At 57.8% G+C, this 17,611-nt stretch carries 13 protein-coding genes and 1 pseudogene; 9 read left to right on the forward strand and 5 right to left on the reverse strand.

Going from position 1 to position 17,611, the window contains the following annotated elements:
• Window positions 1–1,266 (forward strand): DUF1501 domain-containing protein, encoded by a 1,266-nt coding sequence (locus DSM3645_RS00430; protein ID WP_237564726.1) that lies wholly within the window; start codon window positions 1–3, stop codon window positions 1,264–1,266.
• Here the strand turns inward: DSM3645_RS00430 and DSM3645_RS00435 are convergent.
• Window positions 1,263–1,517 (reverse strand): hypothetical protein, encoded by a 255-nt coding sequence (locus tag DSM3645_RS00435; RefSeq protein WP_002649983.1) that lies wholly within the window; start codon window positions 1,515–1,517, stop codon window positions 1,263–1,265. The genes DSM3645_RS00430 and DSM3645_RS00435 overlap by 4 nt on opposite strands.
• Here DSM3645_RS00435 and DSM3645_RS00440 point away from each other — a divergent pair.
• Complete coding sequence (locus DSM3645_RS00440; RefSeq protein WP_002649984.1) at window positions 1,516–3,033, forward strand: mercuric reductase; 1,518 nt, start codon at window positions 1,516–1,518, stop codon at window positions 3,031–3,033. The genes DSM3645_RS00435 and DSM3645_RS00440 overlap by 2 nt on opposite strands.
• A gap of 5 nt (window positions 3,034–3,038) precedes the next feature.
• On the opposite strand, the gene DSM3645_RS00445 is transcribed toward DSM3645_RS00440, so the two are convergent.
• Window positions 3,039–3,473, reverse strand: coding sequence for a hemerythrin domain-containing protein (locus tag DSM3645_RS00445; RefSeq protein ID WP_002649985.1), 435 nt, complete (start codon window positions 3,471–3,473; stop codon window positions 3,039–3,041).
• Window positions 3,474–3,785: 312 nt separating this feature from the next.
• On the opposite strand from DSM3645_RS00445, the gene DSM3645_RS00455 reads away from it, so the two are divergent.
• Both DSM3645_RS00455 and DSM3645_RS00460 read left to right on the forward strand, forming a co-directional pair.
• Window positions 3,786–4,622 carry a DUF4261 domain-containing protein gene (locus DSM3645_RS00455; protein ID WP_002649987.1) on the forward strand — a complete coding sequence of 279 codons (837 nt, stop codon included), beginning with the start codon at window positions 3,786–3,788 and terminating at the stop codon, window positions 4,620–4,622.
• Between the two features lie 130 nt (window positions 4,623–4,752).
• A complete protein-coding gene (locus tag DSM3645_RS00460; RefSeq protein ID WP_002649988.1) occupies window positions 4,753–5,637 on the forward strand; it encodes a helix-turn-helix domain-containing protein in 885 nt (294 codons plus the stop codon).
• A 171-nt stretch (window positions 5,638–5,808) separates the two neighbouring features.
• On the opposite strand, the gene DSM3645_RS00465 is transcribed toward DSM3645_RS00460, so the two are convergent.
• Window positions 5,809–7,203: a DUF1598 domain-containing protein gene (locus DSM3645_RS00465; RefSeq protein WP_002649989.1), complete on the reverse strand. Its 1,395-nt coding sequence runs from the start codon at window positions 7,201–7,203 to the stop codon at window positions 5,809–5,811.
• A 269-nt stretch (window positions 7,204–7,472) separates the two neighbouring features.
• Window positions 7,473–11,018, reverse strand: a complete 3,546-nt coding sequence (gene dnaE / locus DSM3645_RS00470) for a DNA polymerase III subunit alpha (RefSeq protein WP_002649990.1) — start codon at window positions 11,016–11,018, stop codon at window positions 7,473–7,475.
• Window positions 11,019–11,296: 278 nt separating this feature from the next.
• Here dnaE and DSM3645_RS00475 point away from each other — a divergent pair, with 278 nt between their 5' ends.
• On the forward strand, window positions 11,297–12,091 hold the full coding sequence (locus tag DSM3645_RS00475; protein WP_237564727.1) for an endonuclease/exonuclease/phosphatase family protein: 795 nt from the start codon (window positions 11,297–11,299) through the stop codon (window positions 12,089–12,091).
• Between the two features lie 12 nt (window positions 12,092–12,103).
• On the opposite strand, the gene DSM3645_RS00480 is transcribed toward DSM3645_RS00475, so the two are convergent.
• The gene (locus DSM3645_RS00480) at window positions 12,104–13,267 is read right to left on the reverse strand and encodes an aldose 1-epimerase family protein (protein WP_002649992.1); all 1,164 of its coding nucleotides are present in this window, start codon (window positions 13,265–13,267) and stop codon (window positions 12,104–12,106) included.
• A 285-nt stretch (window positions 13,268–13,552) separates the two neighbouring features.
• Here DSM3645_RS00480 and DSM3645_RS00485 point away from each other — a divergent pair, with 285 nt between their 5' ends.
• From DSM3645_RS00485 to DSM3645_RS00495, 4 genes and pseudogenes are all read left to right on the forward strand, one after another.
• A complete protein-coding gene (locus tag DSM3645_RS00485) occupies window positions 13,553–14,800 on the forward strand; it encodes a hypothetical protein (protein ID WP_002649993.1) in 1,248 nt (415 codons plus the stop codon).
• 105 nt (window positions 14,801–14,905) lie between these two features.
• Complete coding sequence (locus DSM3645_RS00490) at window positions 14,906–15,940, forward strand: sugar phosphate isomerase/epimerase family protein (protein ID WP_002649994.1); 1,035 nt, start codon at window positions 14,906–14,908, stop codon at window positions 15,938–15,940.
• A gap of 179 nt (window positions 15,941–16,119) precedes the next feature.
• Window positions 16,120–16,344 (forward strand): annotated as a pseudogene (locus DSM3645_RS31730) (four helix bundle protein); the annotation flags it as partial.
• 70 nt (window positions 16,345–16,414) lie between these two features.
• Window positions 16,415–17,554, forward strand: a complete 1,140-nt coding sequence (locus tag DSM3645_RS00495; RefSeq protein ID WP_002649996.1) for a Gfo/Idh/MocA family protein — start codon at window positions 16,415–16,417, stop codon at window positions 17,552–17,554.
• Window positions 17,555–17,611: the final 57 nt, after the last annotated feature.

Genomic DNA, 17,611 nt, shown 5'->3' on the forward strand with positions numbered 1-17,611 from the left:
ATGTCCATTCCCACTGGGATGTCGCGACGTCACTTTATGAAGCATATGGCCGGCGCTTCGGCCATGGTCGCTCCGGCGATGATGATGGGCAACGCGATTCGCGCTAACGCCGCCGACCTCACCAGCCGCGGCAAAAGCTGCATCATGCTCTGGATGGGCGGCGGGCCCAGCACCATGGATATCTGGGATCTCAAGCCCGGCGCCAACACCGGCGGGCCCTTCCGACCGATCTCGACTTCCGGCGATTTGCAAATCTGCGAACATATGCCGAAGACCGCCAAGATCATGAAAAATCTCTCGGTCGTCCGCTCGATGAGCACTCGTGAAGCCGACCATGGTCGCGGCCGTTACTACATGCACACCGGCTACGTCCCGAATCCGAACATCGAGCATCCCGGCTATGGTTCGGTCGTCGCGCATGAGCTGTTCGACCAACGTCCTTACCTCGAAATTCCGCCGTTCGTTTCGGTCGGCGGCGGCAGCGTCGGACCAGGCTTCCTCGGCATGAGCTGGGCGCCGTTCACCGTCAGCAGCAACGGTCAGGTCCGCAACCTGAAGATGGCCGGCATGAGCGAAGGAACCCTCGGCAAGCGGCTTGAAATGTTGAAGCTGGTCGAAAACGGCTTCATCAATCAGCGCCGCGGACCGGCCGCCGAAGATCACGCCAAGATCTTGAATAAGACGGTCAACCTGATGACCAGCGAACAGATGAAAGCGTTCCGCGTCACCGAAGAACCGGAAGCGATGAAAGAGATGTACGGCACGAACGGCTTCGGCCAAGGCTGCCTGCTCGCTCGTCGCCTGGTCGAAGCCGGCGTTCCCTTCATCGAGGTCGACCTCGGCGGTTGGGACAACCATGCCAACATCTTCAACACCTTGGCCGACAACAAACTGCCGGTCATGGATCAAGCGATGTCGGCCCTGGTCACCGACCTGGAGCAGCGCGGTCTGTTGCAAGACACGACCATCGTTTGGATGGGCGAATTCAGCCGCACCCCGCGGATCAACGGCAACACCGGCCGTGATCACTGGGCTCGCAGCTGGAGCACCGTGGTCGGCGGCGGCGGCATCAACGGCGGCATCGCTGTCGGTGAAACGAGCGCCGACGGTACTCGCGTCGAGACCGAACCTTACTCGGCCGAAGACATGATGGCGACCGTTTGCCGAGCGATGGGCATCTCGCTCGAAACAACCTTCACCAGCAAAAACGGCCGCCCGATGAAAATCGCCAACGGCGGCAAAGTGATCAAAGAGCTGATCGCCTAGGCCAGATCGAAGCAAAGCCGGCCGATCGTCGCACCAGTGACCTTCGGCCGCAAGCGCTCAGGGACGGATGGCGCTGCACAAAGAGCCCCACGAGCCAGCATCGCAACTTCGCAACCAGCCGACGTCTTTTGAAAGACGCCGGCTTTTTTTCTGCTTGCAGCCGACATAGGCCCAATGAGGTACCATAATTTCTGTACCGAGCGCAGAAGAGCGCCGCCGTCTCCCCTTTTGGCCAGATAGTATTCGCTCATGACTTCGCTCGAAATGCTGCCCAACGACGAACACAACGCGGCGCTGGTGAAACATGTCCATCCCGATGATTGGAGCAATCCCATCCCCAGCGGTAGGTACAACCTAATCGCGATCGGGGGAGGATCGGCCGGCATTATTTCAGCGCTTGGCGCAACAGGTCTCGGAGGAACGTCGGCGCTGATCGAACGCAAGTTGCTCGGCGGGGACTGCTTGAACTATGGCTGCGTACCGAGCAAGAGCTTGATCCGCTCCGCTCGAGCGGCGCATGCCTTTGCGACGGCGCCCTCCTATGGAGTCAATCCGGTTTGCGATCCGCGCGTCGAGTTTGCGCAGGTCATGGAGCGGATGCGGCGCGTCCGCGCCGACATCTCACGCCATGACGCGGCGCTGCGCTTTGCCGGAATGGGGGTCGACGTTTACTTGGGCGGCGCGAAGTTTGTGGCGCCGGACGCCGTCACTGTGGCCGGTCAGACCCTCAAGTTCGCGCGCTGCGTGATCGCCACCGGAGGTCGCCCGCAAATTCCGCCGATCCCCGGGCTGGAAGAGTCTGGCTATCTGACCAACGAAACGATCTTTTCGCTGACCAAGTTGCCGGCGCGACTCGCGGTGCTCGGCATGGGGCCGATCGGAACCGAAATGGCGCAGACGTTTGGCCGCTTCGGCAGCGAGGTCCACGGGATCGAGCGCCAGTCGCGAATCCTCTCGCGCGAAGATCCCAGCGCCAGCGAAGTCGTGCGACAACAACTGGCGCGCGAAGGAGTTCAGCTCCATTTGAATCATTTGGTCACGCACGTCGAAAGAATAGGGGACGTGACGCGGGTGACGATCGAGGGGGAAGGGGAGTCGAAGATTCTGGAAGTCGACGCGATCCTGGTCGCTCTCGGTCGCCGGCCGAACGTTGAAGGGCTCGACCTGGACAAAGCCGGCGTGCAGTTCAATAAGAAAGGGGTGATCGTCAACGATCGACTGCAGACGACCAACCCGCGAATCTTTGCAGCCGGCGACATCGCCGGTAGTTATCAATTTACGCATGCAGCCGACGCGATGGCGCGTGTCTGTTTGCGAAACGCGTTGTTCTATGGGAACGCGCGACTCTCAAGCTTGATCATGCCGCGCACGACTTATAGCGATCCCGAGGTCGCTCATGTCGGCATGACGCCGGCTCAAGCGCAAGAGCAAGGACTGCTGATCGACAGCTATCGCGAAGAAATGAAAGGAGTGGATCGGGCGGCCGTCGACGGCGAAACCGCCGGGTTCGCTGTGATCCATACGCGCCGCGGATCGGGCAAAGTGGTCGGAGCGACGATCGTAGCGCCGCATGCAGGCGAAATGATCGGCGAGATCACTTTGTTGATGTCGACCCGACGCACGTTGGATACGCTAGCCGACGTCATTCATTGTTATCCGACTCAAGTCGAAGTTTTGAAACGAATCGCCGATCAATATCGCCGTACAAGACTTTCTCCCTGGGTGAAAACGGCGTTCCAAAAATGGTTGGCTTGGCAGCGTAGCTAAACGAATTAATCTCCGACTCCAATGTCGATGTCAAACGCGCGCTGCACGAGCGAGTTCTCGTGGTGCTCGTGATGGAAGTAGCGTTCGGTAAACTTCCGAAATCGACCTCGCAGATCGGCGCTGTAGGGAGTCGATTGATCGTCGGCCTCCTTACGACACTCTTTGATCTCGGCCAAAAATAGCGAATGTTCGCCGGCCAAACGCGCGGCTTCATCCGCCAAATGAGGCGCTCGGCGGAGCGCATCGCTCATGTATCCTCCCTGTTCCTCCGCCAAGAAATGCTGGGAAAGACGATCGTAAAGCTCGTCGAGCATCGCCGGCAGCGAGATCCATTCGGATCGTCCATTATCATCCGCTGAGAGGACGCCCAGGATCTCACGCAGCAGATCATGCTCCACCAACAATGCATGAAAATCAAGTCGAATCGTATGCTCTGTCATCGTCCATCCTCCTGCTTGGGACTGGTGTTACAATGCAGCCGTTGTTCGCCAAGGCAAAACGGCTCCGACGACAGTGATCAGAGACAAGGCGTACTTGCATTGTAGGCACAAGCGAACGTGCACATCACTGGATTTTCCGACAAGAAGGCGGTTCTTTCTGAGCCGCTAACCTCCTTAGAATTCGTCTGCGAAATTCGCGATGCGCGAACGTTTCGTCTACAATCAAACGGATTGATTTCGTCGCCGGACGCGCTATTCGCAGCTTCGCTTTCGCCGAAGTTCGCCCCCTTATTTCCTTAAGAAATTACGACGTTGGAAGCCGCCAAAGCGTACGTTGTTCGCCTGCTCTATCGATCGCGCCCTGCGCCTTGCAAAGGAGACATTCTTGCAAAGCTAGAAAAGCACGCACCGGATGTCGCTCCGTTGGATGGAGACCGTGACGAGGGGATGCTGGCTTTCGTCCGCTCGGCGCCGCTGTACGAAAAAGCGCAGTGGATTGCGAGTCCTGCGCCTTTGGATCGTGAAACGCGCGACGACGCTTGGAGCGAAGCGCTGGAGCAAGCGTGGAATTGGCCCGCCGCGCGCGAGGTCGTTCCCGATTGTAAATTTGAAATTCAGATTGCGGATGTTCGCGCGACGCAAATGCCTGCGGCGCGGCGGCTGCGCATGATCCAACAGATCGTCGCCGCCATCTTGCAATCGGCCCCCTGCGACGCGATCTTTTGGACGTCGTCGCGATCCTTCGTTTCGCCCGATGATTTCCTTGCCTCGGTCGATTCGCTAGAAGAACATCCTTGGCTCGCTCCCGGCGCAATTCATATCCGCCAGTTTCGCATTGTCGAATATGAAGATGGCGTCGACGCTTCGTTACAAGACACGCTGGTCGACAGCGTCGGCTTGACCCCGCTGGGAATCCCGGACGTGCAGTGTCACTTTCGGGGAATCGACGCCCAGTTGGTCGCGCCGCTCCTTTACCGCGCGGCGTGCAACTTATTTGAGACCGGCAAAGTGGCCGCTGGAGACGCCGTCGCCGGGATCCGCCCAGGCCAGTTTTGGCGTCATCGGGGAGAAAAATCACTAGCGCCGCCGCAAAGAACGGTAGTCGACATCACCCCCAATGGGGGGCAAAAGTCCGGCGTGCGAGAGTGATTTTCGGCAAAAGTGGGCAAATTCACGCGCAATTTGCCTAAAAATCTCAGATAGCGTGTGCATACATGCCCAGTCTGGCTATCTTTAAAGAGAGCCCCAAAACTCGCAAACCCATGCGTAGACAGCTGCCGTGACGATTGCATTTGAAAAACTCGTTCCGCCGCCAGGGCATTCATTTCGTTGTTTTGAACGCTCTGCGTTAGAGACGCCCGCGAAATGGCATCGGCATCCGGAACTTGAGATCACCTACGTTCCGTATGGTACTGGTACGCGGCTTGTAGGCGACCATGTCGCTCGCTACAGCCCAGGCGACCTCGTCCTTTCTGGCGAGAATCTGCCGCATACCTGGCTGTCTGACGACTTCGTCGGCAAGAAGTTCGATCGGCATATCGCTTATGTCATCCAGTTCAGTAACGACTTTCTCGGCTCCACCTTTTTTGAATCCCCCGAGTTAAACGATGTCCGTCTGATGCTGCACAAGGCGCGCCGCGGCTTGTTGTTCAGTCCCTCAGCGGTTCAGCGGGTCGGCGACATCATGAAGCTCATGCCCGAGCAACAAGGGCTGACGCAGCTGATCTCGCTTTTCAACTGCTTAAATTTGCTGGCCGAAGAAGGGGGCGAGGTCCTCGCGAGCGAAGGTTATACGCCGGGCTTCGATCACGCTTCTGACTGGCGAATCGACAAAGCCTGTAACTACATCAACGAACATCTCGAAGATCCCGAGCTCTCGCACGCGGCGATCTGCAAAGAAGTCGACATGAACCCATCGTCGTTCAGTCGCATGTTCAAGCGAGCCACCGGCCGCACCGTCACTCAGTATGTCAGCGAACTGCGGATCGGCATCGCCTGCCGCTTGCTGATGGAAACGGGAGACAGCATTCTCGATGTCAGCTTGAAGTCAGGCTTCGACAATCTTTCCAGCTTCAATCGCAGCTTCCGTAAGATCAAGCAAATGACTCCGCGTGAGTATCGCTCGACCTTTCTCGAAGCCCACAAGTCGGCCGCGCCGGTCTAGGGCACGGCATCGCGCAAATGTCGAATGACTAAATCCTAATGTCTAACGAAGACCGAAGGACCGAGAGATTTCTTTATTAGACATTCGGCATTCGCTGCTCGCACGTGACGCCCACGAAAAAAGCCGACCCCCAAGGTCGGCTTTTTTGTTGCTTGCGGTTTGCGGCGGAACTTAGTCCCACCACCATTGACCCGGCTTCAATTCCGGCACGGTCACTTCGGCTCGTTCCTTCTGCAAAGCGCCGTTCTCGTCGGGCACCTGACGTTCCGGCAACAGGGCGAACTTCGGTTTGATCGAAACGCCGCCGCCGATCGGGGTGACCAGTTTCGAGCCCTTCCAGACGGCGTTGACCGCAGTCTCGACCTGAGTCGGAGCGTTGTAGACTTCGACCGGGTAACGGCTCTCGTCGTTAAAGACGCCCAGGTTCCAGTTCGCTTGACCGTACAGGTCGTACTCTTGGATGTAAGCGGCCGCGATCAGCATGTCGATCTGGTTTCGCAGTTGAGCGTAAACCGGCGATCGCTTGGCGAGTTCCGGATACTTTTTGGTGAAAGTCGACGTGAACATATAGCTGGCGCGACTTTCGCCGCCGGCCTGGACGCGACCACCTTCGCGGGTCACCATTTCGTTTTCGCCGATCAATTGAACGCCTTCACCGACCAGTTCCATCGCCAAGCCGTCTTCGCTCATTTTCACGCATTCGTAGTTCGGCGTGAAAAACCAACGCTGCAAAGCGTTCCGCGAACCGCCGCGCGAGTTCTCGGTGTAGCTGGGAATGCGAACCGGAGGTCGCTCGAGCCCGATGCCGATCAGTTTCATGCGATAGTCGGCTTCGACCAGGACCTTTGCAAAGTTGGTCTTTGGCGAAATGCCGGTCACCGTCACGTCTTGCTTGCCCAACGCTTGCTGCATTCCTGGAATCAGGGTCGCAATGTTGATCTTGGCGAGGTTGCTGCCGACGCTGGCGAGATACTGTTGATAGTTCTTCAAGCCTTCTTCGGTCGGATCGATCGAGACGCCGACGAAGTTGACCCCCTTGGTGTCAGGAGCATAGGCTCGCATCGCGACGATTAAGTCGTCCAGCGAAAGAACCGCTTGGCCGGTGCTCGTGCCGACGGCGCGCCCGGTGAGATCGGTGACGAAGCCTTCGGCCGGACCGGCGATCACGATGTCGCCTGATTCGGGATAGAAGAAGACGTACTTCAGTTGCGTGAGGCCGGCGAGATTCTTCATCTCTTCCGGAATCGTGTTGTTTTGATCGGTCGCTTTGGCCAGCTCTTTTTCCAAACGATTCAGCGAGATCTTGCGTAGACCGCTCGCCTTTCTCAGTTCCGGAGACTGCGACGCGTGAGCCGCAGCCAAACGTTGACGCATCAGTTGTCCCGATGGATCAGCGGCGCGTTGCATTCGCAAGACGCCTTGCGCGTCGACGTAAACGCCTGATTGGCTGGTAGTGTTGGAGTTGTTGCCGCCGGTACCGGTTTGAGCGGCGGCCGGGGCGACCAATAATCCGACGGCGAGTGTCGCCAGCAGCAGGTGATACAGCCGGTTCGAGCGGAATTCCATGTCTGATCCTTGGTCGAAATACGCAGCAAGAAAGGGTAGGCGCGAATTGCTCGTCGCTGTTGGTGCAAGCGACGAAAGATGAGCGGGCAATGCCGTTACAACAAACCTAGGGCGAAATGCCGTAAGTAAGCTGTCCCTTTGATCTTAATTTGGGAAAATAGGGAAGGCAAGCAATCGTCAAAAAAGGCTCCGACTGTGCCGATTTTTTTGGCGAACGGCCAAAAAACCGAGAAATTTTGACGTAACCCTTCTCTGCGTAAGAACTTGCGCTAATTCTTGCTCGGCCGGCGAGAATTCGGCGGCGCGGTGATCAGCTTGAAGTTTCCTTCTCCCAGCAGCTGATCGACCCGATCCCGCATCTCCAGCGAGACGTCGACGCGGCGCGATGTCCGCAGCAGGGCCGCATGGCCATCGGTCAGTTGCAGCACCAATTGCAAGTCGCAATCGCCGGGGTAGGCTCGCAAAATCTCGTTCAAACTGGGCAAAATCTCGGCGCCGTGGTGCGCTTCATCGATCCGAATCCGGACCCCTTTGGTATAGCGCGAGTGGGCGTCTTCGATCGGAACCAGATTGTTGACGATCAAGTTCGCCTCATCGTCCCCCCCCCCTCGTTTGTCGACTCGGCCTTCGATAATAAAAACCGCTTCCGTTTTTACGAGATCTCCCAAATTTGCGTATTGTTCCGGCCACATGATGCAGCGGATCGCGCCGTTGACGTCTTCCAGGTCAAAGTTGGCGTACTTCGTGTTGTTACTACCAGGTCGAGCACGCTTGGTATGGGCCAGCTTGATCGAAGTAATCATTCCCCCCATCACCACGTCCTGCTTGTCCTTCATCTGCGGAATGTCAGTCGTCGTATGGGTGCAGTAAATCGCGAACGACTGCCCATATTCGGCCAGCGGGTGACTCGTGAGAAAGAAGCCGAGCACTTCCTTCTCGTAGAGCAGTTTCTCCCGTTCGTTCCATTCTTCGACATCCGGCAGCTTGACCGCTTTGGACGCCGCCCCTGACGCTTCTTCCATCGCGGCGAACAGATTCTTCTGGCCCGCTTTGCGATCGGCCAATGCCGCGGCGCCTGACTGGATCGCTTTGTCCAAGACCGAGCTAAGCTGCGCGCGGTTTGTCGACATCGAGTCAAACGCGCCGGCCTTGATCAACGTTTCAATCGCGGCTCGATTGCACTGCGATGCGTCGACCCGTTCGCAAAAGTCAAAGATGTCGGTGAAAGGTCCATCTTTGCGACGCGCGGCGACAATCGCTTCGGCGGCGCCTCCGCCGCAGCCTTTGATGGCGCTCAGCGCAAATGGAATCTTGCCGTCGACGACCGCGAATTGAACATCCGACGTGTTCACGTCCGGCGCGACGACGTCGATCTCCATTCGCTCCGAGTCTTCCATATGCTCGACAAGCGCATCTTTCGTCTTGAAATTGCGTCCCGAGATATCGCCCGAGAGGAGAGCCGCCATAAACTCTTTGGGGTAATGCGTCTTTAAGTAAGCCGTCTGATAGGCGACCAGCGCGTACGCCGTCGAGTGGCTCTTGTTAAAGCCGTACCCGGCGAACTTGACGATCATCTCCCAAAATTCTTCGGCCTCTTTCTTCGTCAGGCCTTTCTCGACCGCGCCGATCATAAACTGTTCGCGGTTCTGCTGAATCAGCGACTCTTTCTTCTTACTGATCGCTTTAATGCAGGTGTACGCTTTGGCGAGCGGGATATCGCCGAGTTGATTCAAAATCCGCATCACCTGTTCCTGGTAGACCATCACCCCGTTGGTCTCTTCCAAGATCTTTTCCAGCACCGGATGCTTGTACTCGGCCGCTTTGCGACCGTTCTTCACTTCGATGTATTCATCGACCATGCCCCCTTCGAGCGGCCCCGGACGATACAGCGCATTGGTCGCGATGATGTCGAGAAAACTATCGGGCTTCATGCGGCGCAGCAGGTCGCGAATACCGCCGCTTTCCAACTGAAACACGCCCTTCGTTTCACCGCGGCGCAGCAGCGCAAACGTCTCTTCGTCGTCGAGCGGCATCTTATGAATGTCGAACGGCTTTCCTTCTCGCGTCTCGATCAGATCGATTGCATTGCGCAAGATCGTCAAGTTGCGCAGCCCCAGGAAGTCCATCTTCAACAGACCGGCGTCTTCGACGTCGTTCATGGACCACTGGGTGATCAAGTCTTCTTTGCCGGTCACGCGGCACAGAGGGACATATTCGGTCAGCGGACGATCGGCGATCACCACCGCCGCGGCGTGCGTACCCACGTTACGGGCCAGGCCTTCGATCTTCATCGCCAGGCTCAGCACTTCGCGCGCTTCACCGTCGTTTTCGTACGCCTGTTTCAGCTCTTCACTTGTTTCGATCGCCGTCTTCAGCTTGATGCCCAGCGTCTCCGGCACCATGCCGGTAATCGCATTCACGCGATCCAGCGGCAGACCAAGCGCACGCCCCACGTCTTTGATCGCGGCGCGAGCGGCCAGCGTTCCGAAGGTGCCGATCTGGGCAACGTTGTCTTCGCCGTACTTGTCTTTTACGTACCGAATGACGAGCCCGCGACGCTCTTTGTCAAAGTCGATATCGATATCCGGCGCTTCCAACCGGTTCTCATCCAAAAACCGTTCGAACAGCAAGTCATACTTGATCGGGCAAACATGGCTCATGTAAAGCGCATAGCAGACAATCGCGCCGACGCCGCTACCACGCGCGGTGGCCGGAATGTTCTGCTTGCGGGCCTCAACGACAAAGTCCCACACGATCAAAAAGTAGTTGGGGAACCCCAGCCGACTGATCACGCCCAGTTCGCGATCCAAGCGGGCCATGACGACCTCTGACAATTCGCCGCCGGGGAGCATCTCTTCGTTCCCCTCGTATCGTTCTTTCAGCCCTTGAATGCAGAGCTCACGCAGATAACCGTCGGCCGTTTTCTCCGGCGGCAATGTGTAAGTCGGAAAGTGCCGCTTGCCTAACTCCAGGTCGAGATCGACGGTGTCGGCGATTTCCTGACTGCGCGCGACCGCATCTTCCAGGCGAGGAAAGTCGGCGTACATCTGCTCTTGCGAGCGCAAGAAGAACTGGTCGTTCTCCATCCGCATCCGGTTGGTGTCGGTCCGAAATTTGCCGGTGTTGATGCATAGCATCACGTCTTGCGCTTCGGCGTCATCTTGATCGACGTAATGCGTGTCGCTCGTCGCAACCAACGGCACGCCGATCTTATTGGCGATATCGACGGCGCCTTCCAACTGCATCCGCTGAATGTCGAGACCATTGTTCATAATCTCGATAAAGTAGCGATCTTTAAAGACGCGCTGGAACCATGAGGCGACGTTCGCGCCTTCTTTCTCCAGTTCTTCCGTCGACGTGCCGCGCAAGATCGTTTTCGAAAACTCACTGCTGACGCAACCGCTGAGACAGATGATCCCTTCGCTATATTTTTCGAGCAGCTCTTTATCGATCCGCGGCTTGAAGTAGAAACCTTCGAGATACGCCGCCGACGACAGTTTGACCAGGTTGCGAAAACCAATCTTGTTTTGCGCAAGCAGGGTCAGGTGATAGTTTGAGTCGCGCTGGCTGCCCGACTTCTCAAATCGACTGCCGGGGGCGATGTAAGCTTCGTACCCGATCACTGGATTGATTTCGGCCGCTTTGCAGGCGCGATAGAACTGCAGCGCGCCATGCAAATTGCCGTGATCGGTGATCGCCAGCGCGTTCATGCCGTGATCCTTCGCCCGGCCGACCAATCGCGGAATCGACCCCGCTCCATCAAGCAGACTATAGTGCGTGTGGCAGTGCAGGTGGACGAAGCGGCGATCGCTCATCATTCCCTCCCAGGCGAAAAGAGTGGCGTTCCTTCAGAGCGGCGCAAGCGACGCCGCGGCAGACAATGACGATTCTATCGCGCGCGGCGCCGATTGATAACCAGCAAGCTTTTTTTGGGGGCTCTCCCCAACATTTTTCGCCGCGCAGCTTGCCCAGCCGTCAACTTCCTGTTCAATAGAGAGTTCTCGGCTTCGCCAAACCTCTGGAGTTCCTGCCTGTGTTACGGTTTTTCCCCCTCGTCTGCTTTGCGTCGTTGACCCTTTTTCCTTCGCTTGCGATGACTGCAACCCCCAGCCCATCGATGCGGGTGATGTCATTCAACATCCGCTATGGATCGGCCAAAGATGGTGAAAACCACTGGAACATCCGCAAACCGCTCGTGATCGAAACGATCGAGCGCTACGATTCCGACCTGCTAGGGACGCAAGAGTGCCTGCCGTTTCAGGAAGCGTACCTCCGCGAGAAACTGCCGCAGTACGACTGCTATGCCGTCAGTCGCGAAGGAAAGGGAACCGCCGGGGAAGAATGCGCCATCTTCTATCGCAAGTCTCGGTTTGAACTGCTCGACCAGGGAAGCATCGCGCTGAGCGAGACCCCTGAGAAAATTGGATCGGTCAGCTGGGACTCGTCGCTGCCGCGGATTGCATCGTGGGTCAAGCTGCGTGACAAGCAGTCGGGCCACGCGTTCACCTTTTGGAATACGCACTTCGATCATCGCGGACCAAAGTCTCGCACAGAGGCCGCGAAACTGTTGGTGGATCAGATGAAAGCCACGACGGAAAGCGGCCCTGTCGTGCTGACCGGCGACTTCAACGCCGACGCCGGGTCGTCGCCGCATCAAGCATTGGCTACGTACCTTCGCGATTCGTGGAAGAGCGCGAAATGGGAAGGATCGGCTTGGACCTTCAACGGCTGGAGCGACAAGTCCAAGGGAGCGCGAATTGACTGGATCTTCCACTCCCAGGGCTTCCAAGCGACCGACTCGACGATCGACCGCTGGAAAAGCGACCAAGGGCGGTATCCGTCGGATCATTGCCCAGTGACGACGACGCTGACTTTTACGGATAAGTAGCCGCTGCAGCGGTTAAGAGCACCATAACGGATGCGGCGCAGCGAGCAGCTGCGCCGGTTGCGGCGTCAAATCGCGGATCGACTTTTCCATCTCGGCGACCGAGTCGGGCGTCGAGTGATAAGCGAGCTGAATCTCGAAATTCACCTCGCCGCCAGGCGCCAGTTTGACCACGCGATCATGCTGCGCTTCGAACGACCGAGGATTCGGAAAATTGGTCGCCGGCTCGAGCCCGGTCACATAGCCGTCCGCTGCGGCTGCCGTATTCTTCCAAAGCGAGAAACAGGGAAGCTGCCGCGTGTCGAAGGTCACCGAGACTCCCCGATCGCCGGCGGCATTCTTGAGCATCGTTGGAGCCCTACCTTCGGCATCGGCGGCACACTCGAAAAAGTAGACCATTTCCTCGAAACCGGCCTGCGGATCGCAGTAGCGTTCCCAATTGTTGACATCGCCGGCCGCGTGATCGTTGCGAGGAACAATCTTCTTGGCCGGAATCACGGCTTGGGCTCCCTCGGACAATACCGGCGCGCCCAAGTTGATGTGATACAGCAGTTGGGCTTCGGTCGGTTTGGCCGAAAGATTGGTGATCGTATCTTTCAGCCGAAAGCCGTTCTCGCCGCGGGCAATGCGATATTCGACCGTCAGCTTGACGTTGTAGACCAGGAAGCGAGTTTCGTATACTTCGCCGCGGATGATCACTTCGCCATCGTCGGTGATTTCGGCGGTCACTTTTTGGGCCGGCTTGTTGGCGATGCGGCCATGCAGCGGATAGATCAAGCGATGAGTCGCTGCGTCGAACTCCGGCGCGCCGTTGCTTTCCAAACCGCAGCGGACCAACAGTTCGTTAAAACCGTCGAGCCAGCCGATGCCGCTCGATTCGCTCAGCGCGACAAACTGCGGATGAACCGGGCCCGGAACCGGCGAGTTCCAGCCGACCCGTTCGCCATCGCAATAGGCGTCCCAGACGCCCATGCCGCGCGTCGGTAAGATCCGCAGACGAAATCCTCCGCTGGTCACTTCCACCACATCGACTCCCTGCGAGAGTCCGCCGAGCAGCGTTGATTTACGGATCGAGACATCGCTGAACTGATCGCGAGCCAACGTGGCGACTTCTCCGTCAAGCGTTTCTAGGGCGACGTTATTTTCAGCGTCTAGCAGCGTCCAAACCGTGTTGGTCATCGCGGGGTTCCCAAAGGGTAGGTAGAAGCACCGATTATTTTTGTGATTCACGATATCGCGTTAAAGCTATCCAATCCAGCACTGCCCCTGCGTTAAGGGCGCGACGTTTACTTGCGACCGCCAAAAAACCTGCTAAAACAGGCGTTTCGCGCGGTATCGCCGATGCACCCACCGGGGGCTTGGGATCCGAGCGACGCGGGCATTGGCAATGGACTTTTATCCGCCCCTGACATCGGGAAATCGCCCCACGAGGCGCTCCATCTTACACAGAGAGATACGAACGCGATGATCGAAAACGTGGTGAAAGGGGACAGCGTCGCCCCCATCTTGGATCGTGCTTTGGATGCTGGCGAAGGTCTGTTGCGACTCTCGCCCAACTGGGTGCCGCGAAGTTTCTTGCATCCCGGCAAGCGAATCAAGCTGCATCCCGAAGATTGGTACGCCTATGGAGCTCACCGCGGCGGCATCGACGAACGTTGGTTCGCCAGCACCACGGACGCGGCGAATGACGGCCGCGTTTGGTACGAAGGACAAAGCTTTGGCCTGTTTGAAGGTCAGCACTTCCTGCTGAAAGACGCCGTCGCCGAAGCGGGCGAACGTCTGATCGGCAAATCGATGTTCAGCAAGTACGATCGTTGGCCGGTCTACTCGAAGTTCTTCGACAACATGGGCCCGATTCCGCATCACTTTCATCAAAGCGCCAAAGACGCCGCGCTGGTCGGCCAGGAAGGGAAGCCCGAAAGTTACTACTTCCCGCCGCAGTTGAACAACGTCGACAACAACTTCGCCTACACCTTCATGGGTCTGACCCCTGACACGACCAAGGCCCAGCTGCGCAAGTGCCTGGAAGATTGGCACAAGGGAGACAACGGCGTCACCTATCTGTCGCAAGCGCATCGTCTAAAACGGGGAACCGGCTGGTTGATTCCGCCAGGCGTGCTGCATGCTCCCGGTTCGCTTTGCACCTACGAACCGCAGTGGGGCAGCGACGTATTCGGCATGTTCCAGTCGCTGGTCGAAGGGCGCGAAGTTCCCTGGTCGCTGCTGGTCAAAGATATGCCGGAAGAGAAGCACCAGGATCTCGACTTCATCATCGGGCAGTTGGATTGGGAAAAGAACGTCGATCCCAACTTCAAAGCCAACAACTACCTAGAGCCGATCGCCGACGAGTCGCGCAGCGGCAAGGGTTATACCGATCGCTGGATCGTCTACGGCACGGTGGATGGAGCCCAGATGTTCAGCTCGAAGGAATTGACCATCGAGCCCGGCGCCAAATGCACGCTGAAAGACCCCGGCGCCAGCGGCTGGATCACGATGCAGGGAAGCGGCCGCATGGGCAAGCTGAAACTGCAAACCCCGGCGATGATTCGCTTTGGCGCCGAGACCGAAGACGAAGTCTTCATCTCGTACGAAGCGGCGACGGCCGGCGTCGAGATCGAAAATACCGGCAGCGAACCGCTGGTCGGCCTCCGCTACTTTGGCCCAGACGTGCATAGCAATCTGCCTGCGATGGGGGCCTTCCGCCAAGCGTAAGGCCCGTTGATCCGCTCAGCCCCGGAGCCGCTTTCGCTTCGGGGCTTTTTCGTCGCTTCGCCGACACCAACTCTGTCTTTACCTGTACCGTAAAGGGAACCGAATATGAGCGACTCCACGCACACGATGCCCAAGCTGCACAACGCGATGTGGCCCGGCCTGGTTGGCAAAGAAGAGGGTACCGATCACCCGCCGATCAGCTTTGAGCACATGCTTGACCTGACGGCCGCCGCCGAAGTCAACGGGCAAAAGTTTGAAGGCATCGACTGCTTCCTGTTTCACCCGCACACCGATCCCGACGCGTCGGAAGACGATCTGAAGATCCTAGCCGACAAAGTCGCCGCGCGCGGTTTGAAGATCGGCTCGCTGGTCGCGCCGGTTTGGCCCGGTACGGTCGGCGCTTCGGCGATGGGCTCTAGCGAAGATCAGGCGAAGTTCAAACTGGCGATCGAAAAGGCCTGCCGCATCGCCAAGATCTTTAACGATCATGGAGTCCGCGAGTACGGCGTGATTCGGATCGACTCGGCCGAAGGAACCGAGAAGTGGTTTGAGGATCCGATCGCCAGCACCGCCCAGGTCGCCGCGACCTTCCAAGAAGCGGGCAAGATCGCCGCTGATCACGGCGAACGTTTGGCGGCCGAAGGCGAGATCTGCTGGGCCGGGATGCACTCGTGGCGCGACGTGCTGAACCTGCTAGAAACGGTTGACATGCCGCAGACGGTTGGCTTTCAAGCCGACTTGGCCCACACCTATCTCTATCTGATGGGCTACAACGCGCCGGAGCACGCGCTGCTAAAAGAAGGTTATAGCGACGAAGAGTTTTGGGCCGCCTACAAAACGATGACCGACGCGCTGCGCCCCTGGACGATCGACTTCCACGTCGCCCAAAACGACGGCACCGTCCACGGCACCGGCGCCCACGACAAGACGGGCCGCCACTGCCCGGCCGATGATCCGAATGGCAAAATCGACATCGTGAAATGCTCTGGCTACTGGCTCGAAGGAGCCCAAGAACGCGGCGTCAAACACATCTGCTGGGACGGCTGCATGTTCCCGAACGAAATGCTCGAACAGAGCGCGACTTGGAATACGATTTTGGATGCGATGGTGAAGGTGCGGGGGGCGCATGGCTGGAAGTAGTAGGAAAAAGCGGAGAGCGGAAAGCTGAAAGCGGAGAAGAAGGATGCAACGCCATGCGAATGGAGGGGCTTCGAGACCGTACGTAAAAATTCGCTTTGCGAATTATCCGCTTTTATGTTTCGCTACCGAAAACTACGCTCGCCCAGACTTTGGGCAAGCAACTGTAACGTAGCGGTACTAGCGTCGCCGCCAACTTTCGTGAGGCGTCGCGCGCCCGATCCGACGCCGAGTTTATTGCAAAGCTTGGCATTGTTGAACAAGAGTTAGACGAATCGCTGCTTTGGTTAGAGTTGTTCGTCGAATCCCAAATTATCGAAGAAACCAAGCTGGCGAGCTTGCGGAAAGAGGCGGACGAATTGTTGCGAGTCATCGTGACAGCCATTCGCAATACTCGACCGAAGTAACCTCCGCTTTCCGCTTTCCGCTTTCCGCTTTTCACCCCAACAGTGAATAAGACCTCAAGGAGTCGCTCTGATGGCTAAGAAACCGCTCAACATCGGCCTCGTCGGCTACGGCTTTATGGGCCGTACTCATACCAATGGTTATAAACGCGTCGCTGACTTCTTTCCGGAACTGAACTACACCCCAGTCCTCAAAGCCGTCTGCGGGCGTAGTGAAGAAAAGACGAAAGCCTTTGCCGAGCAGTGGGGCTATGAGTCCTATGAGACCGACTGGGAGAAGCTGATCGCGCGTGATGATATTGATGCGATCGACGTCTGTACGCCGAATGATACGCACTCGCCGATCTCGATCGCCGCCGCCAAAGCAGGCAAGATGATCCTGTGCGAGAAGCCGATCTCACGCACGACCGCCGAAGGGGAAGAAATGGTCGACGCGGTCGAAAAGGCCGGCGTCCCCAATACCGTTTGGTACAACTACCGTCGTCTGCCGGCCGTCTCCCTGGCCAAGCAGATCATCGACAGCGGCAAGCTCGGCACGATCTATCATTATCGCGCCAACTTCCTACAAGACTGGACGATCAACGCCGATCTTCCTCAAGGGGGCGAGGGCCTCTGGCGTTTGGACGCCGCGGCCGCCGGCTCTGGCGTCACCGGCGACTTGCTGGCGCACTGCATCGATACGGCGCTGTGGCTCAACGGCGGCATCAGCGACGTCAGCGCGATGACCGAGACCTTTGTCAAAGAGCGAATGCACCAGCTGACCGGCAAGATGGAAAAGGTCAGCATCGACGACGCCTGTGCGTTCATGTGCCACTTCGCTAACGGCTCGCTCGGCCTGTTCGAGTCGACCCGTTACGCTCGCGGTCACAAGGCGCTGTACACGCTGGAGATCAACGGCGCCGACGCATCGCTTCGCTGGGATCTGCACGACCTGAACCGCTTGGAGATGTACGACCACTCGGACGATGGCCCGCAGCGCGGCTGGAAGTCGATCCACGTCACCGACGGCGATCATCCTTACATGAGCCATTGGTGGGTGCCGGGCCTCAGCATCGGCTACGAACATAGCTTCGTTCACCAGGTCGCCGACTTCCTGAAATCGCTCGAAGAAGGGAAGCCGTGCGAACCGACCTTCAAGTCGGCGCTCGAAACCGCCAAGGTCTGCGACGCGGTTCTAGAAAGCGGCAAGACCCGTCAATGGATCAACGTTTAGCTGATTCGACGGTGCAATCAACACGAAAAGGCTCGCTACGGCGAGCCTTTTGTTGTT

Source organism: Blastopirellula marina DSM 3645 (genome assembly GCF_000153105.1).
GTDB lineage: Bacteria > Planctomycetota > Planctomycetia > Pirellulales > Pirellulaceae > Blastopirellula > Blastopirellula marina.

What these genes read in the sequence shown, in the direction of transcription:
- DSM3645_RS00430 (WP_237564726.1), top strand. Translation starts at nt 1, where the DNA reads ATGTCCATTCCCACTGGGATGTCGCGACGTCACTTTATGAAGCATATG.
- DSM3645_RS00440 (WP_002649984.1), top strand. Translation starts at nt 1,516, where the DNA reads ATGACTTCGCTCGAAATGCTGCCCAACGACGAACACAACGCGGCGCTG.
- DSM3645_RS00435 (WP_002649983.1), bottom strand. Translation starts at nt 1,517, where the DNA reads ATGAGCGAATACTATCTGGCCAAAAGGGGAGACGGCGGCGCTCTTCTG.
- DSM3645_RS00445 (WP_002649985.1), bottom strand. Translation starts at nt 3,473, where the DNA reads ATGACAGAGCATACGATTCGACTTGATTTTCATGCATTGTTGGTGGAG.
- DSM3645_RS00465 (WP_002649989.1), bottom strand. Translation starts at nt 7,203, where the DNA reads ATGGAATTCCGCTCGAACCGGCTGTATCACCTGCTGCTGGCGACACTC.
- dnaE (WP_002649990.1), bottom strand. Translation starts at nt 11,018, where the DNA reads ATGAGCGATCGCCGCTTCGTCCACCTGCACTGCCACACGCACTATAGT.
- DSM3645_RS00475 (WP_237564727.1), top strand. Translation starts at nt 11,297, where the DNA reads ATGACTGCAACCCCCAGCCCATCGATGCGGGTGATGTCATTCAACATC.
- DSM3645_RS00480 (WP_002649992.1), bottom strand. Translation starts at nt 13,267, where the DNA reads ATGACCAACACGGTTTGGACGCTGCTAGACGCTGAAAATAACGTCGCC.
- DSM3645_RS00485 (WP_002649993.1), top strand. Translation starts at nt 13,553, where the DNA reads ATGATCGAAAACGTGGTGAAAGGGGACAGCGTCGCCCCCATCTTGGAT.
- DSM3645_RS00490 (WP_002649994.1), top strand. Translation starts at nt 14,906, where the DNA reads ATGAGCGACTCCACGCACACGATGCCCAAGCTGCACAACGCGATGTGG.
- DSM3645_RS00495 (WP_002649996.1), top strand. Translation starts at nt 16,415, where the DNA reads ATGGCTAAGAAACCGCTCAACATCGGCCTCGTCGGCTACGGCTTTATG.